This is a genomic window from Bacteroides sp. MSK.20.12, assembly GCF_019052435.1.
In the GTDB taxonomy this organism is placed as follows: Bacteria; Bacteroidota; Bacteroidia; order Bacteroidales; family Bacteroidaceae; genus Bacteroides; species Bacteroides xylanisolvens.
Genome location: NZ_JAHQVH010000066.1, coordinates 1 through 26,147 on the forward strand (window position 1 = coordinate 1; position 26,147 = coordinate 26,147).

General features: G+C 41.4%; 16 protein-coding genes and 1 pseudogene. 11 read left to right on the forward strand and 6 right to left on the reverse strand.

Annotation, left to right across the window (positions count from 1 at the left end):
- Together KTR06_RS22990 and KTR06_RS22995 are read right to left on the reverse strand one after the other, a co-directional pair.
- On the reverse strand, positions 1 to 1,021 hold a 1,021-nt coding region (locus KTR06_RS22990), incomplete at its 3' end, for a beta-galactosidase (RefSeq protein ID WP_217290834.1).
- Positions 1,022 to 1,061: 40 nt separating this feature from the next.
- Complete coding sequence (locus tag KTR06_RS22995) at positions 1,062 to 2,054, reverse strand: glycoside hydrolase family 43 protein (protein ID WP_120069840.1); 993 nt, start codon at positions 2,052 to 2,054, stop codon at positions 1,062 to 1,064.
- Between the two features lie 282 nt (positions 2,055 to 2,336).
- Here KTR06_RS22995 and KTR06_RS23000 point away from each other — a divergent pair, with 282 nt between their 5' ends.
- The 9 genes from KTR06_RS23000 to KTR06_RS23040 all read left to right on the forward strand — a co-directional run bounded on the left by KTR06_RS23000 (position 2,337) and on the right by KTR06_RS23040 (position 19,394).
- A complete protein-coding gene (locus KTR06_RS23000) occupies positions 2,337 to 3,434 on the forward strand; it encodes a family 43 glycosylhydrolase (RefSeq protein ID WP_004316154.1) in 1,098 nt (365 codons plus the stop codon).
- A gap of 202 nt (positions 3,435 to 3,636) precedes the next feature.
- Complete coding sequence (locus tag KTR06_RS23005; protein WP_115483735.1) at positions 3,637 to 4,812, forward strand: glycerophosphodiester phosphodiesterase family protein; 1,176 nt, start codon at positions 3,637 to 3,639, stop codon at positions 4,810 to 4,812.
- A 30-nt stretch (positions 4,813 to 4,842) separates the two neighbouring features.
- Entirely contained in the window at positions 4,843 to 7,839 is a 2,997-nt protein-coding gene (locus KTR06_RS23010; RefSeq protein WP_004316158.1) for a SusC/RagA family TonB-linked outer membrane protein, read from the forward strand.
- Positions 7,840 to 7,851: 12 nt separating this feature from the next.
- Complete coding sequence (locus KTR06_RS23015; RefSeq protein ID WP_217290835.1) at positions 7,852 to 9,627, forward strand: RagB/SusD family nutrient uptake outer membrane protein; 1,776 nt, start codon at positions 7,852 to 7,854, stop codon at positions 9,625 to 9,627.
- Between the two features lie 52 nt (positions 9,628 to 9,679).
- Positions 9,680 to 11,155: a right-handed parallel beta-helix repeat-containing protein gene (locus KTR06_RS23020; protein WP_217290836.1), complete on the forward strand. Its 1,476-nt coding sequence runs from the start codon at positions 9,680 to 9,682 to the stop codon at positions 11,153 to 11,155.
- A gap of 7 nt (positions 11,156 to 11,162) precedes the next feature.
- Positions 11,163 to 12,062, forward strand: coding sequence for a fimbrillin family protein (locus KTR06_RS23025; RefSeq protein WP_008642684.1), 900 nt, complete (start codon positions 11,163 to 11,165; stop codon positions 12,060 to 12,062).
- A 17-nt stretch (positions 12,063 to 12,079) separates the two neighbouring features.
- The gene (locus KTR06_RS23030; protein WP_015531731.1) at positions 12,080 to 14,308 is read left to right on the forward strand and encodes a fimbrillin family protein; all 2,229 of its coding nucleotides are present in this window, start codon (positions 12,080 to 12,082) and stop codon (positions 14,306 to 14,308) included.
- A gap of 27 nt (positions 14,309 to 14,335) precedes the next feature.
- Positions 14,336 to 15,238: a glycerophosphodiester phosphodiesterase family protein gene (locus tag KTR06_RS23035; protein WP_008019709.1), complete on the forward strand. Its 903-nt coding sequence runs from the start codon at positions 14,336 to 14,338 to the stop codon at positions 15,236 to 15,238.
- Between the two features lie 175 nt (positions 15,239 to 15,413).
- Positions 15,414 to 19,394, forward strand: coding sequence for a two-component regulator propeller domain-containing protein (locus KTR06_RS23040; protein WP_004313437.1), 3,981 nt, complete (start codon positions 15,414 to 15,416; stop codon positions 19,392 to 19,394).
- Between the two features lie 268 nt (positions 19,395 to 19,662).
- Here KTR06_RS23040 and KTR06_RS23045 read toward each other — a convergent pair.
- Positions 19,663 to 20,013: pseudogene (locus KTR06_RS23045) on the reverse strand (DUF1016 N-terminal domain-containing protein); the annotation flags it as partial.
- Between the two features lie 79 nt (positions 20,014 to 20,092).
- Between KTR06_RS23045 and KTR06_RS23050 the strand changes: the two are divergent.
- The gene (locus KTR06_RS23050; protein ID WP_008645720.1) at positions 20,093 to 20,281 is read left to right on the forward strand and encodes a hypothetical protein; all 189 of its coding nucleotides are present in this window, start codon (positions 20,093 to 20,095) and stop codon (positions 20,279 to 20,281) included.
- An 88-nt stretch (positions 20,282 to 20,369) separates the two neighbouring features.
- Here KTR06_RS23050 and KTR06_RS23055 read toward each other — a convergent pair whose 3' ends face one another.
- The 3 genes from KTR06_RS23055 to KTR06_RS23065 are packed head-to-tail and all read right to left on the reverse strand — an operon-like array spanning position 20,370 to position 23,977.
- Positions 20,370 to 21,557 carry a porin gene (locus KTR06_RS23055; protein ID WP_008645721.1) on the reverse strand — a complete coding sequence of 396 codons (1,188 nt, stop codon included), beginning with the start codon at positions 21,555 to 21,557 and terminating at the stop codon, positions 20,370 to 20,372.
- Between the two features lie 15 nt (positions 21,558 to 21,572).
- The gene (gene ansB, locus KTR06_RS23060; protein WP_149940097.1) at positions 21,573 to 22,631 is read right to left on the reverse strand and encodes an L-asparaginase 2; all 1,059 of its coding nucleotides are present in this window, start codon (positions 22,629 to 22,631) and stop codon (positions 21,573 to 21,575) included.
- Positions 22,632 to 22,666: 35 nt separating this feature from the next.
- Positions 22,667 to 23,977 carry an anaerobic C4-dicarboxylate transporter family protein gene (locus KTR06_RS23065; protein WP_004313440.1) on the reverse strand — a complete coding sequence of 437 codons (1,311 nt, stop codon included), beginning with the start codon at positions 23,975 to 23,977 and terminating at the stop codon, positions 22,667 to 22,669.
- 177 nt (positions 23,978 to 24,154) lie between these two features.
- Between KTR06_RS23065 and KTR06_RS23070 the strand changes: the two genes are divergently transcribed.
- The gene (locus KTR06_RS23070; RefSeq protein WP_008023070.1) at positions 24,155 to 25,588 is read left to right on the forward strand and encodes an aspartate ammonia-lyase; all 1,434 of its coding nucleotides are present in this window, start codon (positions 24,155 to 24,157) and stop codon (positions 25,586 to 25,588) included.
- Positions 25,589 to 26,147 lie beyond the last annotated feature (559 nt).

The window sequence follows — 26,147 nt, forward strand, 5'->3', positions numbered from 1 at the left end:
GTTCCATCACTCCGAATGTTTTGCCGACACGGTTACGAAACTGGTCATTTGAAAATCCGAGATCTTCGGGAATCCCCATCCGGAAACCTTGGCTACCTATTCCCTGATTATGTCCAGTCACCAGATAGCGGGTGTAGGTCAGGAAGTCCGTATGATCGATCCGTACCGGATCAACCGGATTGAAAACAGGAATCAGGTTGGTAGTGATCCATTGGTCTTTGTGGATATGCCGCCGGAGGATGTCTGCCTGCATATTAACAAAGCCCGCCAATTCGTCCGCCATAAAACGGTTCAGGTCGAGCATGGCATGAGGATTGGGCTTTTCAGGTACCTCCTGCTGGTTGGGAAGGCGAACCTGCTCGAAGTTCTGATAGGTTTCGCTCCAGAAAGAGGTGCCCCATGTATCATTCAGTTTGTCGATGGTGCCGTATTTCTTCTGTAACCAGACACGGAATTTTATTTGTGCATTTTCACTGTAATCCACTACTCCGTAATGTCCCGGCTCGTTGTCAATCTGCCAGCCGATAACAGCAGGGTGATTGCCATAACGCATTGCCAGACGGGAAACAATGTTTTCTACATAACGACGGTAACGGTCGCTACTCCAGGAAGCATGCTGACGCCGTCCGTGTTGAATAGAAACTCCATTATCCCGCTGAATCAGTATGTCGGGGTACTTTTTTGACAGCCAGACGGGAGGTGTGGGAGTAGGAGTACACATAATTACCTTCAGACCATATTTCTCTGCTAAAGAGACGGCACGATCCAGCCACTCAAAATCATACTTTCCTTCTTCCGGCTCCATCATGGCCCAGGCGAACTCCGCAAAATGGGTGAACTTGATTCCCATCTCCGACATTTTCTTCAAATCACGTTCCCATTGGGAGGAATCCCATTGCTCGGGGTAATAGTAAGATCCTAGAGCAAACAACTCTTCCGGAGGAAAAGATTTATCGACCGGAGATTGAGCAAAGGATACCAATGAAAACAATAAAGCTAAGACTAATAAGGACTTTTTCATGGATATTATTTTAAGTTTCATCGCTATAATAAATAACTGGTTAGCGCAATGGTCTGGCTTTTATTCCGCCGGAGGTCATTTTTACAGGTTTGATAGTACCGTTTTTATTAAAATACATTCGGTCAATGCAAGTAATGCGGTAGTTCCCATCGGTTTCACCCAAAGGGCGGCGATGATAGACAATATACCATTCATCCTTTCCCGGACCTTTGATAATGGAATGATGTCCGGCACCATTAGCTATTTTAGTGTCCTGCTCCAGAATCTTTCCGACTCTTTTGAACGGACCAAAAGGCGAATCCGCAATGGCATACGCTACACAATAATCGGGTCCTGTCCAGTCGCCTTCTGACCACATGAAATAATATTTGCCATTGTGTTTAAGCATAAAAGGTCCTTCTATATAATTTTCCGGAGTCACTTCTTTATAAGTTGTTCCGTCTTCAAAAGGTACGATACTGATTAGATCAGATCCCATCTTCACCATATTGCAATGTCCCCAACCGCCGTAATACATATAATACTGACCGTCATCGTCCTTGAATACAAACTGGTCAATAGGTTGCGCTCCGTTCACGATCTTGCCGATCAGCGGCTTTCCGAGCGCATCCTTGAAAGGACCTTCCGGACGATCGGATACAGCCACACCTATACCTCCCACTTCACTCTCATGATATATGTTGTTTGCTCCAAAATAGAAATAATATTTCCCATTTGCTTCTATCACGGCAGGTGCCCATAAAGCATTCCTTAACCAGCTGATATTTTCGACAGAAAGGACTTTCGGGTGTTTTCTCCAGTGTACCAAATCTGGGGAAGAAAAGGCATCCATGTACAATTGTTGTTCGAAAGGAGCTGAATAAGTCGGATAAATCCAGTATTTATCACCGAAAACGACTCCTTCGGGATCTGCATACCAACCGTCAAAAACCGGATTAGTACTTGTCTGTTTTTTGCCCGTATTTGTTTGAGCAAATAAGGTTACTGAACAGCAACACATAATCATGAAAAAGAATACTATTTTGGAATTCATGTCTATAAATATTAAAGTTATGCCACAAAAATGATGAAAAATCAATGAAATAAAGGTTGATTATTTGCCAATAAATAGCGAGAATCAACCAAATTGCCGGAAAAATAATTATTTCATATATTGCTGCTTGTAAAGGGCTGTTTTGATTTGTTTTTTCACTTTCTTTGTTTGCAGGTTCAACACTTTTGTTATATATTGCCGTCCCATTTTCGTTGTATCTGTCTTGAATTTCTTAATTGGTCATTTAACAGGCTATTATTTATATATATTATAAGTATTACTATGCGAATTTTATTGTATTTTCTCCTTATTCTTTTGGTGGGTTGCTCATCCGGTCAGAATAAAAAAACACATGAGCGGGTAGACCTCGATTCCGTACCTGTTTATACGAATCCGCTTTTGTCAAGAGGAGGAGACCCATGGGCGGTATTCCATAACGGAATATATTATTATACCCAAAGTATGAGCGACCGCATCACTTTATGGGCAACAGATGATATAACCCGGTTGGCGGAAGCATCCCAGAAAGATGTGTGGGTACCTCAAAATTCGTCAAACGCATTTCATCTTTGGGGACCTGAAATACATTACATTAATAATAAATGGTATATTTATTGTTGTGCGGATGATGGAAATATTGATAATCGTCAGATTTATGTGCTTGAGAATGAGTCTGCTGACCCGATGAAAGGGGAATTTGTCATGAAGGGAAGAATATCAACTGATGAAGATAATAATTGGGCAATTCATGCCAGTACTTTTGAACATGGAGGAAAGCGTTATTTAATCTGGTGTGGATGGCAGAAACGTAGAGTTTATCAGGAAAATCAATGTATTTATATTGCCGAAATGGAGAACCCATGGACACTGGCTTCTGACCGTATTTTGATTTCCGAACCAGAATATGAATGGGAATGCCAGTGGATCAGTATAGATGGTAATAAAACTGCCTATCCGATTCGTGTCAATGAAGCACCGCAATTCTTCTATTCTTTGAAGAAAGATAAGTTATTGATTTATTATTCGGCAAGTGGTAATTGGACTCCTTACTACTGTGTAGGACTGCTGACTGCCGATACTGACAGCGATCTGCTGAATCCGGCTTCTTGGAAAAAGGCACCGGAGCCTGTGTTTAAGCAAGCACCGGAAAATCATGTATATGGACCCGGTAGTATCTGTTTTATTCCTTCACCTGACGGTAAGGAATGGTATATGCTTTATCACGCCCGTAAGAGTTTGTATGATATGCTTGTTTTGGATAGCCGGACGCCGCGTATGCAGAAAATAGAGTGGGATAAGGAAGGAATCCCTGTTTTAGGAATTCCGCAGAAAGAAGGATTCCCGCTTCGCAAACCGTCAGGCACTCCTGAACGCAAATGAAAATAGGGGGCGTACTTTTTGCAATACGCCCGTTTTATTCAAAAAGAGCCCGTTTCTTTCTTTTCTTATTTAAATGGTCTTCTTTTTCACGAAAAGAAAAATTCTCATCTTTTATTGAATGTTTTTTTTCCTTTTTTTTAGTGCGTATTACTTATGTTTGCAACGTAATCTATTAAATAAATCAACTAATGTAAAACGCGCAATGAGAAATGAAAATCTATTGTCCTTTCTTCTTATAAAGAGAAGAATTTTAAAATTACTGGCTATAAAATATGCATACAGTTTAATTGTTTTATGCGGAATTAGTTTTATGGCATGTTCAGATGATGATCCCGTAAAAAAGAATCCTTATCTGCAAACGAGCACCCGTGCTATGCTGAAAGAGGTAGTGGAAGTGGTGTTTAACAATATCGACAGTAATACTGACGTTACTGTCGACTTTGGTGACGGAACAGTCAAGGAAGGGAAAGCAGCTACGCCTATCACTCATGCTTATACACAAAGTGGTGACTACACGATGTTAGTGACAGCGGGTGAGCATGCAGTACAGAAAAGGATCCGTATTTACGACTTATTGGCACTGACAGAAGCCATGAAGCAATTCAGGGATGCAGATAACAAAATGGTATGGGCTATGACGCATCGCTCTCATACAACAGACAAGACTATTCCCGAAAATTCGGTATCTGCTGTAGAAGCTGCCATCAATGCAGGAGCGGATGTGATTGAATGTGACACTCATCTCACAAGCGATGGAGTAGTTATGGTGTGCCATGACCAGACAATCAATGCTACGACTAACGGCACAGGGGATATTACGAAAATGACTTATGCTGAAATTCAGCAATATAATCTGTTGGACCGGAATGGAAGGGTGACCGATGAGAAGATGCCCACATTGGAAGAGTTTCTGAAAGCAGGGCGTGGAAAAATATATTTCAATCTGGATTATTCTCCACGTACAGCCTCTACCCAAGAGGTGATGAATGTTGTCAAGGAACTGGATATGATGGAACAAGTCTTTTTCTATTGTAACAGTAGCCAGAAAGCAGAAGAAGTGTTGTCTATTTCTAAAAAGGCACACGTGTACACATGGGCACAAAGCGCTTATAAACCTCTGGTAGGACTTCCGGGTAATTACTTCGTGCAATATTCTTATGCTCCCAACGGACAAAGTACTCCTATAGGAACTGCCGTCAGTGAGGGAATGATTCCTACAGTCAATATGCTTCATGTATTATCCGGATTAATACCTGAATATGATATAAATACGACTTATCTGGATGAGCTTCTTCAGATTTATCCTGAAGTACGTATGATACAGACAGATGCACCGGAAGTATTAATCTCCGCTTTACAAGCAAGAGGATTGCGTTAACTTTATCATCTAACATAAAATCATTTATTTATGAAGAATATTCATTTCAAAACGTGTACCTGTCTGTTAGGTATATTGCTGATACTGTTTTCCGGTATACAGGTAAAGGGAGCTTCTTTGGAAGTTCAGCAGGAAAGTAAGGTATCAGGTACGGTGACGGACGAAAAGGGCGAACCAGTTATTGGCGCTTCCGTAGTAGTCGTAGAATCGAAGCAGGGTACTATTACAGATATAGACGGTAAATTTCTGGTGAACGTACCTAAGAATGGACACCTGAAAGTGTCTTATATCGGTTATGAAACACAAGAAGTGGCTGTTAAAAACGGCCAGTTATTGAAGATCGTATTGAAAGAAGAATCGACCGCTTTGAATGAAGTGGTAGTGGTGGGTTACGGTACGATGAAACGGAAAGAAATGACTTCGGCTATTTCGCATATAGGTGCGAAAGATCTGAATCAGATATCCAGCCTCGATGCCTCCATGCTTTTGCAGGGGAAAGTTTCCAGCGTTTCGGTTTCTAACACAGCTCTGGCCGATCCGAACAATCAAGGAAGTATTCAGATTCGTGGTGTCTCTTCCCGTAATGCAGGTTTAGGACCGTTAATTGTGGTAGACGGAGTGCCGGGAGGTGATATGACGAATATTAACCCTGCCGATATTGAATCGATTGATGTATTGAAAGACGGTGCTGCTTCTGCGATCTATGGTACGCGGGGTAGTAACGGGGTTATCCTGATTAATCTAAAGAAAGGGACCAAAGATGGACAGGTTCATACAACCTATAGTACTTCCGTTACTTTTAATAAAGCTAAAAAAGAACTCGACATCATGAATGCGGAAGAATACCGTGCTTATCGCACAGTGTCTAATCCGCTTTCCGATATGGGAGCTGATTCAGACTGGTTTGATGCCGTTACTCAATTGGGGGTGACTCACATGCATACATTGACATTTTCCGGCGGTAATGCGAGAACCAACTATCGGGTGACCGCCGACTATCGTAATGCCCGTGGTATTGATTTGCGTTCCGACCGTCGTGAATATGGAGCACGTGCCAATATTAACCATACAACCAAAGACGGGCTATTCACGTTCTCTGCTAATATAACTCCTCGTGTTATCGACCGGAACAAATCAGCCAATGTATATAGCAATGCTATTAAAAACAATCCGACAATGCCTATTTATGATTCGGAATCGGCTAATGGGTACTATCGTTTTCCCAGTGGAACGGAAGGTTCTAATATCGTAGAGCAATTGAATGAAGAAGAGAATGGTACGGAAATTAAGTTGCTGGAATGGAATGCTACGGCTGCCGTTAATCTGCTGCCTCTGTTTAATCCGAAGAATCCGGACATGGTATTGAAGTCGCAGGTCACTATTTCTCAATATCAAGTTGATAAATTTAACGGATGGTTTACACCGTCTACTTATGGTTCTAACGTAAATGATGGTGTCACCGGAAAAGCCAGCCGTGACTTCGACAAAAGTACGACTAACAATCTGGAATGGGTAACAAATTTCTCTACACGTATCAAGAATCATCAGATCCGTGCAATGGTGGGGTATAGCTATAATTATGGTGTAAATTCCGGAATGTCTGCTGAAAACTGGAATTTCTCTTCGGATGGATTGACGTATAATAATCTGGGTTCCGGGCTGGAAGCGGCAAAAGATGGAAAAACAATGATGGGCTCCTATAAGAATGACCATAAGTTAATCAGCTTCTTCGGACGTGTTAATTATGATTGGAAAGAGCGCTACCTGTTTACTTTCTCTTTACGCCACGAAGGGTCTTCCCGCTTTGGCGAGAATCATAAATGGGGCAATTTCCCGGCTGTATCTGTCGGTTGGCGTATCTCGGATGAGAAGTTTATGAAAGGACTTTCATGGATTGATGACTTGAAAGTACGTTATGATTATGGGGTGACAGGTAATCAGGAAATAGGAAATTATAATTCTCTGGCTACTTACCGGGCTTTCGGTTGGTATCAATACAATGGTAACCGTTTTCATGTATGGGGACCGAGCAAAAATACGAACTCGGAATTGCGCTGGGAGAAGGGACATAATCAGAATGTGGGTTTGGACTTCTCACTCTTCTCACACAAAGTGACCGGTTCATTTAACTATTTCCATCGTAAACAAAGTGATTTGCTCGGAGATTATTCTGTACCGGTACCACCTAACTTGTTCTCCACCATCTATACCAATGTAGGTACATTGCGTAATACCGGTTTCGAACTTGATGTTACAGTAAATGCTGTCCGGACAAAGGATTTCACTTATAGTTTCACATTAGTGGGGGCTACTAATAACAATAAGTTTGTTAGTTTTTCCAACGATATATATAAAGGACAAAAATATTACTCTACCTGTAGCATGGCGAATCCGAATAATCCGGGATATTTGCAGCGGATTGAAGAAGGGGAACGTATTGGTAACTACTTTACATATCGTTATGCAGGAGTGGATAAAAAAGGTGACTGGCTGATTTATGATAAAAAGGGGAATGTGATTCCTGTAGCCCAAGGTACGGAAGAGGATAAGTCTGTGACCGGAAACGGTTTGCCGAAATTCACCGGCTCTATGACGCATAACTTCACTTATAAGAACTTTGATTTGTCTGTTGCCCTCCGTGGTGCTGCCGGGTTTGACATATTCAACGTGCATGATTTCTATTTCGGATTGCAGAGCATGACTACCAACCAGTTGACGACCGCTTATTCGAAGAATGCACATATCACGACAGGTAAGAATGTGATTACCGACTATTTCATTGAACCGGGTGATTATCTGAAGATAGACAACGTCACTTTAGGATATACCATGAACCTGAATAAGAAATATATTGAAAAGATACGTTTGTTCGGTACGGCCAACAATCTTTATACGTTTACGAAGTTTACCGGTGTAGATCCTTCTACCTACGAAGTGAACGGACTGACACCGGGTACTTTCGGAGGAGGATATAACTATTATCCGTCTGCTTTTCAGTTTATTTTAGGATTACAAGTAAGTTTCTAATAAAAGACGATTATGAAAATAACAAAATATATCATTGGATTAGGGATAATGGCAGGTACAGTCATTAGTTTGCCATCCTGTACAGATCTGTCGGAAACGGTGTATGATCAGGTCATGTCTCAAAACTATTATAATACCAAACAGGATGTTATCAACGCCGTTTTTCGTCCGTTTGAGCATATCTATGAATCCATTGTCAGACGTCATGAACACGAAGAACTGACAGGGGATCAGTTGATAACGCCTACTCGGGGAACTTGGTGGTATGATGGCGGTAAATGGGAAAAATATCATTATCATCAATACGATGACATTAATCAGGAAGACTGGACAAACGAGTGGGAAGGCATGTATGGCGGTATCGGTCAATGCAATCTGGTGTTGGATGATTTGTCTCAATTGAATCCTTCTAAATTTAATTTAAGTGACAGTGAGTTTGATAGTTTTAAAGCGCAACTACGTTGTATGAGAGCTTATTGTTATCTTCGCCTGCTTAATAGTTACCGTAATTGTATCTTAACTACGACTTCTGACCAAGCGGTCAATGAACAGCCGGAAAACCGGAAGCAGGTATCTCCACAGGTTATGTTTGATTTTATCGAAAGTGAGTTGAGAGATGTCTGTCTGGTAGCTTTACCTTCCAAAATCGGACAATCTGGTAATGGCGGTCAACAAGGACAATTTACCAAGGCGGGAGCTGCTGCATTGCTGGTACGTCTTTATTTGAATGCGGAAAAGTGGATTGGACAGCCCAAATGGCAGGAATGTATCGATATGTGTGAGCGTATCACCGGAGGAGAATTCGGTTATTATGCAATCGCTAATAACTGGTACGAACCTTTTGACTGGAATAATGAAATGTGTAATGAAGTAATTCTCGGTTTTCCCGGTTCTTATGGATTGACTAGCTGGCATCTGCAAAATGACAAGAGAACTGTTTACGGACGGGCCCTTCCTTATGGTTGTGAGAAATACCTGAAAATTGAAGGAAATGGCAGCCGAAATCCCAAATATGCACTTTCGCCAAGTTATAATAACCAGCAACCACGTGCATTGTTTGATTATGAATTGGGCATGGTTACGCAGAAATTCGCCAAATATGCAGGCGATAAACGTTATAAACAATATGTAAATACGAGTAATAATACACGGGAAGGTATGTTCTTCATGGAAGGGGAAATAGCTAATTCCAGTATTAGTGGGGGATATGCCAAGAATCCGGATAATCAATATGTCCTTTACCTACTTGATCAAGTGGGACGTTTTGAAGGTAACGCAGAATCCGGTTATATTGCCAACCCGAATTATCAGGAGTCTAAACTGGGAAACGGAGATTTCAACTCGGGGCTTTACTGTGTGAAGTATCCTTTCTATCCGTTTGATGGAGGATATTTTATAGAGTCGGATTATACGGAAATCCGTTTGGCGGAGATTATTTATTCGCAGGCGGAATGCCTTCTTCGTCTCGGACAGGCAGGCGAGGCCGGCAAGCTGTTGAACAGCGTGCGTAAACGCAACTATGAAAACTTTACTGCAGATATCGCTTATCAGCCGGAAGGTAACGTGGTACTTGATCTAAAAGAAATGCTTGATGAATGGGGGCGGGAATTTCTTGCGGAGAGCCGTCGTCGGACGGATTTGATCCGCTTCGGAAGATTTCAGGATGCATGGTGGGACAAGAAACGGGATGCAGATACTCATTATGAATTGTTTCCGTTTTCACAGACCCAATTGGAGCAGAATGAATATCTGAAACAGAATCCCGGTTATCCGGATATTGCCCGTTAAGCGGTGAACTGTAGTTATTTCAATTTAGTGTACAAGTTTAAAATGAAGAAAAATGAAAAATAAGTTGCTCACAATATCAAAGATTGGGCTTCTGGCCTTCACTATTTTAGTGAGCCAGGCGTGTCAGGAAGATTATGAGATGGTTGATCCTCCGATGATTACTGATTATGATGATGATCTGGATGAAGAAGTTGTCTTGCAAAAAGGACTGGAAAGTTATTTTGTAACTCAATTCGGTGAAGGGGACATGGATGGTACTTCATGGGATCAGGCAATGGATGTAGCTGGTTTTCGCAAATTATTGAGTGGATCTATCGATCTGTCCAAGAGTACTATTTACATGAGCCAGGGAAAATATGTGATGTCCGAGACCGGAGGACTCGGGGTGATTATCCGCAAAGACATTAAAGCGATCAAAGGAGGATATAGTTTGTTGAGCGAAGGGATGGATCTGACGAAGCGTTCTATTGATACTTATAAGACAGTGATCAGCGGAGATGTAAACGGTAATAATCAGGCTGATTCCGGTGATTGCGGATTATTGTTGGTGAAAGGGGGGATTATTGGGATTGAAGGAGTTACTTTTCAATATGGGTACCTCTCTAATAATGATGCCAAGTCTAACGAGTGTGGTAGCGGAATTTATATCAATGGTAATGCCAATAGTACTTCTGTCGAATTAACGGATTGTATCATCAGGGATTGTAAAACGGAAGCTGTCAACGGGCAAGGGGGAATAGCGGGAGGTACAGCTATTCTTATTGCTTCCGGGAGCTCGAAACTTAACAATGTGAAGTTTCTGGATAATGCGGCGGATAGCCGTGGCGGAGCAATACGGTGTAACAGCGATAAGGCTGTTGTGTTTATGAATAATTGCCTGATAACAGGCAATTCAGTAAGAGAACTTTTTGGAGTCGGTATTCAGGTATCATCGGGACATATTTGTATGAATAATACAACCATTGTCGGAAATTCGGGAAAAGGTGCTGCTTTAAACGGGGGAGGTAGTTTCATGCTCGCTAATAGTACGATTGTAGGGCATGATATTGATCAGGAGTATGGCGCCTTCCGATGTGAAACCTCTATTGATGGTGATACTAAGTTTATTAATAACCTGTTGATTTCCGAGAATTCTACTGCTCCGAGCTTCATTTTGAATGGAGCAAATAAAGAAGCTTATTCAATGGGGTATAACTTATATCAGCGAGTTAATAATTTTACGATGAATATTCTTGATACAGCTTATCCTACCCTTGTGAATGGTAACCTGGCAGAAGAGGGTGTTTATAAGTGGGATATTAATCAGATCGGACAGGTGACTGGCTATGCTACCAAACAAGCTGTGGTTAATGCTGTGAAAAGTTTCAATCCTGCTGCTTCTCCTGTGGTTAATTTAGGTGAAGTCTTTGTGGAATGGATTGGTGAAGATGCTTTCGGATTGGATCAGCGTGGCGTGACACGCAATCCTGATAAGATGCAAATGGGAGCTTATGATGCTGTATTGTCCAACAGAATCTTTAAAAAGTAATTGTGATATGAAAAACAAATTTTATATAATGACCGCTTTGGTCATTAGTCTGACAGGCTGTTCAAACATTGAAGACGGGACGCAGCCGACCGGCAACTTTCCCGAAGATCATATAATCCGTATTGTGACAGAAGTGAATGCGCCTGTGTCGCGTGCCGGATATGATGCAAGTAATCTGGAGAGTTTTGGACTGATCATTCATAACAGTGAAAACATTGCTTATGATTATAATTCGCAAATGGTAAAATCTAATAATGACTGGAATACGGCGGACGGGCAACAAATGCTTTGGGATAATGCAAGAACTCCGGTAACAGTAGTGGCGTATGCTCCTTACATTTCGGAAGCTAGTTTAGACACTCCGTTAGCTATCAACATACAAAGCAACCAAACTACTGAAGAAAATGTGATTGCTTCTGATTTCCTGTTGACTAAATCAATAGTTGATCCGAAACAGGATCTCACCGCAGATGGTAGATTGAAAGTTACTTTGGATCATGCCATGAGCAAGCTGATTATAAAAGTGACGGTAAATAATGGTATGGAAGATGCGGCGATCAGTAAACTGGGCGATATGGCTGTAAATGGTACAATAGCGGGTGGTATTTGTGATTTGTCAGTGCCGGAACCGGTAGTCATTCCACGGGAAGATGCTGTAGCTACAACTATCGCCCCCTATAAGGGTACGGATGGGTATGAATGCATTCTTCTCCCGCAAACAATAATAGAAGGCTTTTCTGTCAATTTCAGTTATGACGGAAAATTGTATATATGGACTGCCGAAGAGCCCATTGAGTTGCAAAAGGGAGTAGAGCATACGCTGACACTGAATGTAAATGAAACGGCACGGTTGGCTACCATGCAAATGAAATATCGGGCAACCGGTCAGATTATCGATCAGAAATAAAAAGGAGGAGATGAGTTATGAAAATTACTAAACATATATTGGCTGCATGTATATTAACGGGTATGGCAGCTTGTGATACGGATAAAGAGATAGCCGTGTTCAATGAAGACTCCGGTGCAATCAAGATCAATGCTGTTATTGATGCTGCATATACCCGTAGTAATCCTACAGGAACAAATGAACAGCAAATGCAATTTAATAATGGAGACCAGATTCTGTTGAGTTGCGAAGATGGTAGTGTGACTTATATGTTGTCTGGAGGGCAATGGGCTCCTACGGATAACTATTATCTTAGGTGGGGAAATGAACCTGTTACTTATTCTGCCTTTTATCCGGTGACTGAAGGAACAAGCGTAGCCAACTTCTCTCTTCCTATTAATCAGCAGAGTTTGGAAAATCTGGCGAGCGCAGACTACATGACTTGCACAGTAGAAGATGCTATAAATGAGGGATCAGGTGTCCTTCATCTGAATATGAACCGGAGAATGGCGAAAGTTATCATGACATTGGACGATATAGACTCACAAAGTAAAGCTCTAGGAGTTAAAATCGGTTCCTATCAGGGATATACGGACGGAAATGTTTCATCGGGAACTGCACTTGTTTCACCGTATGTCACCATTCCTGAAGGAGGGAAAGCCGGACAAAGCGGATGTAAATATACGGCGATCGTAGCTCCGGGAACTGCAAATCCTAATAGTACTTTCGTTTCTTTAAATTACAAGGGGGAAGATCTGGTATTGCCGGGCATTCCTGCAATAAAGGCCGGATTTTGTTATGAATTTACTTTGAAAGTAGAAGGTTCGGTCATTAGATTGAGTGAACCGATTGTCACTCCATGGGAGACTGGTACAATCAATGGGGGAGATGCAACGGAATTGCAATTGGACGCTTATTATGTGAAAGAGCATGCTACAGGGAATGCTACCGGTATGGATTGGGATAATGCAATGGGAGTAGACGGGTTACGCAATCTATTGAGAACTAACACTAACAGTGCGATCACGACTGCGAATGCTAAGAAATTGGATGGTAAGAATATCTATGTGGCAGGCGGTACCTATTTGATAGCAGATCAGGAAGCCGGTCTGAAAATAGAGTATAGCGGATATAGTAAACAAGTCGAAATAAAGGTTGTGTGTGGATATGATCCTCAAAGTACCCGGAAGGATTTAAGCAAGCGTGATCCTGTCCGGTATCTGACTACTTTCACAGGAGATGCAAATAATAACGGCATTGCGGATGCGGGTGATTATTCCTTGTTTACATTAGGAAACCAGATAGATATTACATTTGAAGGTTGTACGTTCTCTTGCGGTTATCATCCCAATGAGAAAATAAATGGCTATAGTGGTGGATTCCTGATTGCGAATGGTAGCAGTGGCAATGCAACATTACAGTTGAATCATTGTATCATTGAAAAGTGCTATAATGCGGGAGTAAATGGTTCAGGTGAGGCTGGTGGTTCCGGTATATTCATGTATAAGGGGACAGCCAAACTAAATCATGTGCAGTTGAGAAACAACAAGGCATCTTCGCGTGGAGGCGCAATTCGTGTCAATGACAGTGGGAGTATTCTTTTTATGAATAATTGCTCCATTACAGGCAATGAAGGCGGACAGTTCGGTTATGCTATTCAAATGTCAAACGGTCATTTATGTATGAATAATACAACTGTTACCAATAATAGTGGTAGAGATGGAACCATTAACGGCGCGGGGAGTATGTTGATTGTAAACTCTACCATTATCGAGGATGGTGCTCAAAATAGCGGGGCTGTTATTCGTTGTGAATCCTGGCCGGCCCGGCAATCATTCTTGATGAATAATATCATCCTGAATAAAAATGCAGCTAATCCGGTTGTTGAAATGTCCGGTGATGATACTCGCCATTTGACATCCAAAGGGTATAATCTGATGGGCGGTACGATCATGCCTGCATCAACCAACAAGTTTACAACATCAGAGTTTGATAAGTATAACAGTACGATTAGCTCTTTAAATGTCGTATGGGATGCCAATCGTTCTGTCTATACTTGGGACGGGAATGTGAATGAGTTTACCCGGACTGCTGCCGACGCTGTTAAGAATGCGATCACAACCGGCTTTAAACCGGATAGTTGTCCTTTCCAGAATTTAGGTGAGGAGTTTGGAAAATGGTTGGATGAGATGGATGCTTTTTCCACTGACCAGTTGGGGAATCCGCGTGATAAAAATGCGATGTGGCCGGGAGCTTATCAAGAATAATGATACAATTTATTTAAACGAATGACAATGAAAAACTACAAACTGATATGGTTAGGGATATTCTGTTGTTTGCAACCTCTTATATTGTTTGCGCAACGGGGAGAAATGATCCGTAAGGCATTTTTAGATCCGAAGTCCGATCAGGTGTTAGTCGTGGCACACCGGGGGAACTGGCGGAGTGCACCGGAAAATTCCGTAGCGGCAATTGATAGTGCCATACAAATGGGAGTGGATATTGTGGAGATTGATATTCACAAGACTAAAGACGGACAATTAATATTGATGCACGATGACCGTGTAGACCGGACAACCAATGGTAAAGGATTGATTAAGGATTATACATTGGCAGAAATCAAGAAGTTGAAACTGAAAGATAAGGATGGAAATCTGACAGAACATATTGTTCCAACATTGGAAGAGGCATTGTTGGCAGGCAAAGGTCAGATTATGTTTAACTTGGATAAGGCGTATTCTGTGTTTGACGAGGTATACGCTGTGCTCGAGAAAACCGGAACTGCCAGTTTGGTGATAATGAAAGGAGGCCAGCCGGTGGAAACTGTCAAAAGTGAGTTTGGAGATTATCTGGATAAAGTGATTTACATACCGGTGATAGGACTTGACGGAAAGGATGGCGAAAAGAAGGTCAGGGACTATATGACACAGCTGCATCCTGCTGCCTTCGAATTGGTTTATTCGGATTCTTCCAGTCCTTTGCCTCGAAAAGTGAAATCGATTATTCTGGGAAAGAGTCGGATTTGGTACAATACGTTGTGGGCTTCTCTTGCGGGAGGGCATGAAGACGATCAGGCTTTAAAAGATCCGGATGGAAACTATGGATATCTGATTGAAGAGCTGGGGGCACGGATTCTCCAGACTGATCGTCCGGGGTTCATGCTGGATTATTTGAGAAAAAAGGGATTACACGATTAATTGTCTGAAGACAATGAGGTAAATGTATTGTTTGGCACACAGATAACGTCGATGAGATCAATAGACGTTATCTGTGTTGTTTTTATCTATTCTCCAAGTGAAAATAATTTTGAGATTTGGCTTGGGTTACTAAAATAGCTATATTTGACTCGCTGAATCGACATGGGTATATAATATGAAAAAAGCAATAATAGCATTTATCAGTCTTATTATTTTTTGTATTGAGCCATTAATGGCATCTGCAGAGTTTTCTTTTAAGAAATATCAAGTAGAAAACGGATTGTCTCATAACACAACTTGGTGTGCAATTCAAGATAGTTATGGCTTTTTATGGATAGGTACGAGTAATGGGTTGAACTGCTATTATGGTAGCGGAAATAAAATTTATCGGAATGTTCTAAATGACAAATATTCTTTAGGGAACAACTTTGTCGGTTCTTTGATGGAAGAGGGTGAAGACCTTTGGATAGGAACAAGTTCCGGGCTATACATTTATGATCGCTCTGACGATCATTTCTTGTATTTTGATAAGACAACTAAATATGGAGTATTCATTAGTTGCGAAGTCAAGAAAATCGTAAAAACTAAAAATGGTTTGATTTGGATAGCTACTTTGGGACAAGGCATCTTTATTTATGATCCGGTAAAAGACGTTCTGACTCAAAATAGTATCCGGACTTTTTTTGCCTGGGATATTTGCCAAGGTACGGATTCTCTTGTCTATGTCTCTTCTATGCAGGAGGGATTATTGTGCTTTGATGAACAAGGAACTTTTCTGCAAAGTTATCCGGTTTCATTCGAATTGAATATTGGCAATCAGAGGATTAACTGTCTCCATAGTATTGATCATGAAATTTGGTGCGGTGTGGGGACGAATTCGTTAGGGTGCTATCAGGAAGGAAGTCAGGAATTAAAAATATATAATACGTCTGCAGAGAGTTTCAGTTCTATTCTTTGTCTGATGGACTATAACGGGAAAGAAATGCTGGTTGGTACAGACAATGGCATTTATTTATTTGACCGTGAGCGTAAGACATTTCGTAGGGGAGACTCTCCGTTTGGTTTATGGGCTTTGAGCGATCCGACTGTACACGCGATGATGCGGGATAATGAAGGTACACTTTGGGTAATGACTAATTCCGGTGGAATAAATTACATGTCTAAACAGTCGAAGCGTTTTTCTACTTATTCTCTGTCTTTGACGGGGATGGAAAAAGCAGATAAGGAGATAGGACCTTTCTGTGAAGATCGGGAGAAGAATGTTTGGGTGGGAACCCGGAATGGATTGTGGTTTTTCAATTCACAAACTCATTCTTTTCATGAGTATTTTTTGAAGAAATCAAATATAAAATACGATATACGTAGTTTGTTGTTGGAGGGCGATAATCTTTGGGTAGGAACTTATGCTGAAGGATTGCATGTGTTAAATCTGAAGACAGGGAATATTAAAAGTTATACTTATTCCCGTGATATTCCGAATACACTTTGCAGTAATGATGTATTAAGCCTTTTTAAAGATCGTAAAGGAGAAATCTTTGTCGGAACAAGCTGGGGATTATGTCGTTATAATCCACAATCGGATAATTTTATAACTGTGATAAATGTCGGTGCTATGGCTTCTGTAACTGACATCTATGAGGATATGTACAATAATCTTTGGATTGCGACTTCAAATCGCGGCGTTTTCTGTTATAATACAGTTGGTGAAGAGTGGAAACATTTTGAACATATCCGGGAGGACCTGACTACTATTACGAGTAACTCCGTGATAACATTATTTGAAGATAGGAAAGGTACGATGTGGTTTGGGACCAATGGTGGAGGATTATGCTCTTTTTCCAAAGAAACAGAAACTTTTGTTGATTTTGATCCGGAAAATATATGGTTACCGGATAAGGTTATTTATTCGATAGAGCAGGATCTGGCCGGCAACTTTTGGATTTCCTGTAATTCCGGGTTATATCAGTTTAATCCTGCAGATAAGAATAAGAACTGTCTTTTTACTATAAATGACGGTTTGCAGGGGAATCAGTTCACAGCGCAATCTTCATTAGCTTCATCGACTGGAAAGATGTATTTTGGAGGAGTGAACGGATTTAATGTTTTTGAACCGAAAGAATTTACAGATAACACCTATCTTCCTCCTGTTTATGTTATAAATATCAGTTTCCCTAATTTGAATAATGAGCGGGAAGTGAGGCGGTTGCTCCGGTTGGATAAGCCTTTTTATACTGTTGATAAAATAAAATTACCTTATGAGAATAACAGTTTTACAATTCGTTTTGCGATACTTAGCTATGAAGATCCTCTTAGAAATCGTTATGCGTATATCTTGAACGGAGTAGATAAGGAATGGATTAACAACTCTTCTAATAATACAGCTTCCTATACCAACCTTCCTCCGGGAGAATATGAGTTTTTGGTTCGTGGTTCAAATAATGACCATTATTGGACTGAAAAGGCAATTTCTTTATGGATTGTGGTTACTCCTCCCTGGTGGCGGACTACTATTGCTTATGTGGTATATGCATTGTTGTTACTTGCTGCTATCGTATTTCTTGGTTGGCGTTGGAATTTGTATGTCAGGCGTAAGTATAAACGTCGGATGGAGGAGTATCAGACTACCAAAGAAAAAGAAATGTATAAATCGAAAATCAATTTCTTTATTAATTTGGTACATGAAATACGAACTCCGCTAAGTTTGATTCGTTTGCCGTTGGAGAAATTGAGAGAAGAGGAAATCAAAGGGAAAGAGAATAAGTATATTTCTGTAATAGAAAAGAATGTAGATTATCTATTGGGAATCATCAATCAGTTACTTGATTTTCAGAAGTTGGAAAGTAGTGCTTTGCAGTTGAATTTGAAGAAATGCAATGTTAATGCATTGGTCAGTGATATTTTTAATCAATTCTGCGGTTCTGCGGAGTTGAGAGGACTGACATTACATCTTTGTTTGCCTCATGAAGAGATTAACATGATGATTGATTCGGAAAAGATGAGTAAGATTCTGGTAAATTTGATAGGGAATGCGATGAAATATGCGAAATCCAGAATTGAATTGAAGGTATTATCAGTAGATGACGAGGTGAGGATAGAGGTCACTGATGATGGTCCCGGTATTCCGGAGGACCAACGCGATAAAATATTTCAAGCTTTTTATCAATTGCCTGATGATCCTGTGGCATCATCTAAGGGTACTGGGATTGGTTTGGCATTTGCAAGGTCTTTGGCAGAAGCCCATCATGGAAGTTTGTTTCTGGAAAATAGTTCCGAGGGCGGTGCTTCATTTGTATTATCTTTACCATTGGGAACTGTAGAAACAGAAGATGTATCTGATGAATTGACTGAAACGGATGCTGTAGATGTTGGAGAAGAGGTGACTTCTGTTTCTGAATTTGCTAATAGGAGATTCACTGTTTTATTGGTGGAGGATAATCTTGAATTGTTAAATCTAACTCGGGAAGCTTTAAGTACTTGGTTTAGGGTGATACGTGCCGGTAATGGAAAAGAAGCATTGGAAATACTCACACGCCAGAGTGTGGATGTTATTGTCAGTGATGTTATGATGCCTGAAATGGATGGACTTGAACTTTGTAATCATGTAAAATCCGATATGGCTTATTCTCATATTCCTGTTATTTTGCTGACTGCAAAAACGACATTGGAATCTAAAGTGGAAGGACTTGAAAGTGGTGCTGATGTATATCTTGAGAAACCGTTTTCTGTTAAGCAGCTCTATAAACAGATCGAGAATTTATTAAAACTGCGATTGGCGTTTCATAAACAGATGACGGACATCACAATTGGTTCATCTTCTTCACTTTCGGATTTTGCTATTTCTCAAAAAGATGTAGAATTTATAGACAAGATCAATGCAATTTTATCGGAGCAGGTTATTAATGAAAATTATTCAATTGATATATTGGCAGATCAAATGAATATGAGTCATTCTAATCTTTACCGGAAGATGAAAGGTTTGTTTGGTATGCCTCCTAATAACTATGTGAAGAACTTCCGCTTAAACAAAGCAGCTGAATTAATTGCAAATGGTGTTCGCATAGCTGAGGCAGCAGAACGGTTAGGCTTTGCTTCTTCTTCCCATTTTGCAAAATGTTTTAAAGAGAAGTTCGGAATGTTGCCAAAAGATTATAAATAACAAGTCTTTTCATGATGGGAAAAATGATGGGAGGGTAGATGAAGTTTAAAAATGCAAGAAGTATACCGTAGTAATATTTTTTATCCATTCGTTTTATATTCTTGACTCCGGGAAAATCGTAATTGCACATAAACCAGTCACTTTCGCCCCTCGAATTTGCAGCGTTTTTGAATCTCCCGCATCTAAACTAACGTGAGTTCGATATAATTTAGAACATTACAAATTGTCCATAGTTCTTTGTATATATTATAGAACAATGATTACTAAAAAGCGTTAAAGGATTCTTTATGATGTCATCTGGTTTATTGATCGTTTGCCCCTCTTGTGCTAAACGCAAGACTGAATCTTTGTCTTTGCTGAGAGCCAAACGCTCATACAGGCTTGAATTATATTGCCGCTGCAATTGACGTACACTCCAATTTTGTTTCTGAGACTCAATTTCGTAAAATCTGCGTTCTTCATCAGATTCAATGCGCATTAATATCAAATAGTGAGACCATGAAAGCGTAAACGGATATTCCCTAGTTGATTTTATGGGGCTTTCGGTGAGTTTTTGAATTTGGTCAACGCTGTTGTTCCAATCTCTTTTGTCGAGTATGTTGAGAAAAATTTGCGACATCTTTTCAATGTTTTGTGTATTGGGTCAAAAAGAAGTTGTATATTTGTTCATCAATATCTAGTCTCAATATAGGTAATCTATGGAATTCATCACATCAACACATTTGAAGCAATGGGCTGACACAAAAGAATGTCAGTCTCTCTTGCCAGAATTGATGAGACGGCTTATCTGTGCTTCCGTGAAGCAGTTGAATAGACTGTCTTTCCCCAGTGGGGATGCTGTGCATATGCCTGAATGGGCCGGAGCAGATACCTGGGTTCTGATTTAAAAAGACCGAACATATAAGAATACCCGATAACTGTTGTAAGAAGCTATCGGGTATTTTTTTATTGTCAGCCCGGTTTCTTGCTTTAGAATTAGAATACAGGCATCTGCCAGATAAATCCTACAGAAATACGGTTAGTACTATAATTCTCCTGTCCCAGCACCTTGGCGCGGGAAGTGAAATCATACGAACGTCCCACGTAGGTAACAAAGAAGTGCAGATTGGTTTCCATCGGGTAATATTCGATACCGCCCAGATATCCCCAGGAAGTACGGTAATTTCCCTTCTCTATTCCCTCGGACGCCTTGCCTACGGAAGCCGTCTCGTACATACCCTTCACAAAAACATTCCATTTCGGAAGAAAGCGGTAATTACATTTGGCAACAACCGAAAGATAGTTAGCATCAAAAGCGTTATGCCCGCCCGGACGGCCTACGATACTGGTAATAATACCTTTGCGGTCAATGTCCTCTTTTGAATACATGAAATCGACAAAAGCATTCCATTTGCCGAGATTCAATTCGTTACCTAAAGCATAATAATACATATTGTGACTTTTGGCCTCGTTCATGACAGAAGCCGACCAACGGGTCTTGAATACGTTATTGAAATTACCATTCCAGTTCAAAGTATAAACCAGCGGCATTTTGCCGGATTTCAGATCGGGAAGATTTCCTTCGGCATCTTCCGTGATTCCGTAAGTGCTGTCGAACGAACTGTTGCGGCTGTTCAGTATTTGCAGGTTAAGTTGTTGTTCGGGAGTAATGTTATAACCTACATTCAGTCCGGTCATAAAGTTACTCATATAGTCGATCATATCGCTGTACTGATAGATGTCGATCGGGTTGAGGTCGAACTCGATACCACCGTATGCGGCACATTGCTTTCCTGCGAAGAGGCTGAACTGGTCATTCAGTTTGATACCGATTCCGGCATAGTCGATAGAAGTCGGCAGATTGTCAATCATACCGTTTGCATCGTTCGAGCGGTTGAGGCGTTGACGATAGCGGTAAGAAAGCCAGTTGTTGATATTTCCTTTGGCTTCGATACGGAGCTGGTGCATATTGAAGTCACCTTCCTGAAAACCATTTTGGAAATGAGCGTCAAAGCTTCCTTGCATATTCAGATAAAGATTGAACTTATCTGTCTTCTTTTTCACGTCTGTCAGTTCTTCAAATAGGGGAGTGTTCGGGTTGAATTTATCCTTCTTCTCCGTTTTTTGAGCATATACTCCCTGTATGCTGCCCGCGAGGAGCAACATAAATATCCATTTTTTCATAAGTAGGTCAGGCTTTTAGTATTCGTTAAAATATTGCTGAATTTGTTTCCAGTCAGTTGTTTTGGTTAGTGCAAGCATTAACAAAACGCGTGATTTCTGCGGATTCAGTTCCTGTGAAGCTACAAACTGATACTTGGCGTCGTCTACCTCTGCATCCAGCGTGGTAGGACCTGTCGGGACACGGGAAGAACGAACCACAAGGATTCCTTTCTGACGGGCGTCTGTCAGTACCGGGAAGATATTCTGATGGATATTCCCATTTCCTACTCCTGCATGGATAATGCCTTTATAGCCGTTGTTGAGCATCGGAGTGACCATATCTGCTTCGATGTTGGAATAGCTGTATACGATACCTACTTTAGGAAGTGCGTTCAGATGAGTAACATCGAAAACGGATTGGGTGGTATGTTTTTTTAGCGTCACCTGATTATAGAATACTTTTCCGTTCAACACATAACCTAGCGCGCCGGAGTTGGGAGCTTGGAAAGTTTGCACGTCGACCGTGTTCATTTTAACCGTACTCTGTGCTCCAAGGATCAGTCCGTTCATGGCAACCAGTACTCCTTTGTCTTTGGATTCTTTTGCGGCGGCGGTAACTACGGCGTTGTAGAGATTCAACGGGCCGTCGGCACTTAGAGCAGTAGACGGACGCATGGCACCTACCAGTACCACCGGTTTGTTGCTTTTAACGGTGAGGTTCAGGAAATAGGCCGTTTCTTCCATCGTATCGGTTCCGTGAGTAATCACGATGCCGTCGATGTCCGGGCGTTTCAATAGTTCGTTTATTTTCTTGGCAAGCGTCAGCCAAACCTGGTCGTTCATGTCCTGCGAACCGATTTTGACAATCTGTTCTCCGGTCACGTTGGCAATGTCCTTAATTTCGGGCACGGCATCGAGTAGTGCGCCGATGGCAACTTGTCCTGCTGTGTAGCTGGTTCCGGTAGCTGAACTTCCTGTGCCTGCAATCGTTCCTCCGGTGGCAAGGATATGAATGTTCGGTTTTGCGGCAAATGCCATTGTTGCAGAAAATAGTAGTGTGATTACTACCAGTCCAAAGCTTTTGAATTGTTTCATAACTGAATGATGTTTAGGTTAATAATATATGTATATTAAAATATTTGTATAAAGAGCAGTCCCAGGGCAATGGCAACAATCGTCGATACCAAGCCGGGCATCATGAACGAATGATTCAACACATACTTGCCGATTTTTGTTGTCCCGGTACGGTCGAAATTGATGGCGGCCACTACGGTGGGGTAATTCGGAATAAAGAAATATCCGTTTACTGCCGGGAATAGGGCGATCAGCATATAAGGCGAAATCCCCAACGCAATGCCCAGAGGCACGAGTGCCCGAACTGTGGCAGCCTGGCTGTATAATAGAATAGACATCACAAACAGTGCGACACCAAACAGCCACGGCATTTGTTGCACGATTCCTTCAATAGAAAGAGTCAGCTGTCCCATATTTCCCTGAAGGAAGGTATCTCCCATCCAGGCAATACCGAAGATGGCAATCACTGCCTGCATACCTGCCGGAAATACGGAACCTTGCGTTGCTTTGATTCCGTCAGTCTTGGTTACTAACAGGATGATGGCGGCAGCCGATAACATCACGATTTCGATGATGGAAGACATTCCCAATGTAACTATTTCCCCGTCGATCAGGAAACTGGGGCGCATTCCTTCAAAAGAACCGAAGAGTACGATAAATGCAGTTGCCAATATAAAGATAAGGACGGAAATCATAGCGGAACGTTTGTTCTTCACATCTTTAATCTCTATCTTTTTATTGTTGAATAATCCTTCTTTCAGACGTTTCTGATATTCGGGGTCTTCCACCAATTCTTTACCGACTTTCATAGAGAATAAAGCACCGACCAACACGCCGACAATGGTAGCGGGAATCGTAATTTTGAGAATGTCGAACAGGGTAATATCGAATCCGGCTAAGAGTCCGAGAAGTGCTACGGTAGCCGCGGAAATCGGACTTGCTGTAATGGCCTGTTGGGAAGCAATGACGGCAATACCTAACGGACGTTCCGGACGGATTTTGGTTTCGGTGGCAACCTCCGCGATGACCGGCAACACAGAATAGGCGACGTGTCCCGTTCCGGCTACAAAAGTAAACAGGTAAGTCACCAGCGGACTAAGCAAGGTGACGTGTGAAGGATTCTTACGAAGCAAATGTTCTGCCAGTTTCACCATATAGTCCAGTCCGCCGGCCGCTTGCATACAGGAAGCAGCCGAAATCACTGCGGCAATCATTAACATTACGTCGATAGGAGGCGCGGTGGGTTGTAAACCAAAAACGAACGTAAGTATAGCCAATCCAACTCCTCCCATCACGCCGAGGCCGATACCTCCCAGGCGTGCGCCAATAATAATAGCTGTCAGAACAAATGCTAATTGTAATATCATAAGATGCTGTTTTAAGTTCCCAACAAAGATAAGTGATTTCTCTCTTTGTATTTTCTTTTTCTTGTATTAACAACAAAAAAGTCTTTGAATAGTTTTTGCATATTTATTAAAACAATAACTAAACTCATTGGTTATTATAAGAACTAACGAAACTGTTATTATTATAAAACAACCGATATGGAACAAAATTTATCAAAAAAAACTCGTACGGAGAGTGACCTGATAGGTAGTCGTGAAGTGCCGGAAAGTGCACTGTACGGAGTACAGACGCTCCGCGGTATCGAAAACTTTCGCATCAGTAAGTTTCATTTAAATGAGTACCCTTTGTTTATCCAGGCATTGGCTATCACAAAGATGGGAGCCGCCGTTGCCAACCGCGAACTGGACTTATTAACCGAAGAACAAACGGATGCTATCTTGAGAGCTTGTAAAGAAATACTTGAAGGAAAGCATCACGAACAGTTCCCCGTAGATATGATTCAGGGAGGAGCGGGTACTACCACGAACATGAATATCAATGAAGTGGTTGCCAACCGGGCATTGGAATTGATGGGGCATCAGCGCGGAGAGTATCAATACTGTTCGCCTAACGATCATGTCAACCGCTCGCAATCTACCAACGATGCTTATCCCACCGCTATCCACATTGGACTCTATTACACTCATTTGAAATTAGTTAAGCATTTCGAGGTGTTGATAGAGGCTTTCCGGAAGAAAGGAAGTGAGTTTGCGCATATCATCAAAATGGGACGTACTCAACTGGAAGATGCCGTACCGATGACTCTCGGACAGACCTTCAACGGGTTTGCGAGTATTCTTGAACATGAAGTGAAGAATCTTGATTTTGCCGCGCAAGACTTTCTGACAGTCAACATGGGAGCCACGGCCATCGGAACCGGAATCACCGCCGAACCGGAATATGCGGAAAAGTGTATTGCCGCTTTGCGCAAGATTACGGGACTGGATATAAAGCTTGCCGATGATTTGGTAGGAGCCACTTCGGATACTTCCTGCATGGTAGGTTATTCGGGAGCGATGAGGCGTATAGCTGTCAAAATGAATAAGATATGCAATGACTTGCGATTGCTGGCTTCCGGTCCGCGTTGCGGATTGGGCGAAATCAATCTGCCGGCTATGCAACCGGGTTCATCCATCATGCCGGGAAAAGTGAACCCGGTGATTCCTGAAGTGATGAACCAGGTGGCTTATAAGGTGATAGGAAATGATCTTTGTGTGGCCATGAGTGGCGAAGCCGCTCAAATGGAGCTGAATGCGATGGAGCCGGTGATGGCGCAATGTTGTTTCGAGTCTGCCGACTTGTTGATGAATGGCTTCGATACCTTGCGTACGTTATGTATCGACGGCATAACAGCCAATGAAGAAAAATGCCGGAGAGATGTGCACAACAGCATTGGCGTAGTGACAGCCCTGAATCCGGTGATTGGTTATAAAAATTCTACCAAGATAGCTAAAGAAGCATTGGAAACAGGAAAGGGAGTGTATGAACTTGTTTTGGAACATAATATCCTTTCCAAGAAAGATTTGGATACCATTCTGGAACCTGAAAATATGATAAAACCAGTCAAACTGGATATTCATCCCAACCGTTGATAGATAGTAAGTGGGAATCGATTCAATAGGGAAATCGCCGGGCAGATCATTGATCTGTTCCGGCGATTTTGATTAAATATGAACGGGACATACAGCGGTTTTCTTCTCTTGTGTCATAAAAAAGAGTTAGTGTATAGCGGGCTGTAAAAGAAAAGCTGTACTTTTATGCTGATATAGATTATTGTGCCATTCAAATGGTGGCGAGTAGAAAATGAGTATAAATGTAATTATATCATTTGGTAGATTGGGAACGAGTGGAAAAGGAATGAAATATCTTCTCCCATAAAGTTTAAAAAACATCAAAGTATCTGCCACCTGCAACAAAACGCTTGTAATGTATTAGTAAATAGGCAGTTGGAGCGTTGCAGATACCTGTTGCAGATACGTTGCAGATAAAGTATCTGCAACGTATAATATAACTAAAGAAAAGTCCTTGATTTCTTTATGCAAAGCTATGGGAAGTTCTAGTTATCTGTAGTGTACTAAATAAGTTGACACTTCTTCAATGCGAAATTCCCATGAAAGAATTAAAAAAGAAGTACACTCCTTACACAGAATC

Bases quoted from the DNA above. Each gene is read 5' to 3' on its own strand.
- KTR06_RS22995 (WP_120069840.1), bottom strand. From the start codon at position 2,054: ATGAATTCCAAAATAGTATTCTTTTTCATGATTATGTGTTGCTGTTCA.
- KTR06_RS23000 (WP_004316154.1), top strand. From the start codon at position 2,337: ATGCGAATTTTATTGTATTTTCTCCTTATTCTTTTGGTGGGTTGCTCA.
- KTR06_RS23005 (WP_115483735.1), top strand. From the start codon at position 3,637: ATGAGAAATGAAAATCTATTGTCCTTTCTTCTTATAAAGAGAAGAATT.
- KTR06_RS23010 (WP_004316158.1), top strand. From the start codon at position 4,843: ATGAAGAATATTCATTTCAAAACGTGTACCTGTCTGTTAGGTATATTG.
- KTR06_RS23015 (WP_217290835.1), top strand. From the start codon at position 7,852: ATGAAAATAACAAAATATATCATTGGATTAGGGATAATGGCAGGTACA.
- KTR06_RS23020 (WP_217290836.1), top strand. From the start codon at position 9,680: ATGAAAAATAAGTTGCTCACAATATCAAAGATTGGGCTTCTGGCCTTC.
- KTR06_RS23025 (WP_008642684.1), top strand. From the start codon at position 11,163: ATGAAAAACAAATTTTATATAATGACCGCTTTGGTCATTAGTCTGACA.
- KTR06_RS23030 (WP_015531731.1), top strand. From the start codon at position 12,080: ATGAAAATTACTAAACATATATTGGCTGCATGTATATTAACGGGTATG.
- KTR06_RS23035 (WP_008019709.1), top strand. From the start codon at position 14,336: ATGAAAAACTACAAACTGATATGGTTAGGGATATTCTGTTGTTTGCAA.
- KTR06_RS23040 (WP_004313437.1), top strand. From the start codon at position 15,414: ATGAAAAAAGCAATAATAGCATTTATCAGTCTTATTATTTTTTGTATT.
- KTR06_RS23050 (WP_008645720.1), top strand. From the start codon at position 20,093: ATGGAATTCATCACATCAACACATTTGAAGCAATGGGCTGACACAAAA.
- KTR06_RS23055 (WP_008645721.1), bottom strand. From the start codon at position 21,557: ATGAAAAAATGGATATTTATGTTGCTCCTCGCGGGCAGCATACAGGGA.
- ansB (WP_149940097.1), bottom strand. From the start codon at position 22,631: ATGAAACAATTCAAAAGCTTTGGACTGGTAGTAATCACACTACTATTT.
- KTR06_RS23065 (WP_004313440.1), bottom strand. From the start codon at position 23,977: ATGATATTACAATTAGCATTTGTTCTGACAGCTATTATTATTGGCGCA.
- KTR06_RS23070 (WP_008023070.1), top strand. From the start codon at position 24,155: ATGGAACAAAATTTATCAAAAAAAACTCGTACGGAGAGTGACCTGATA.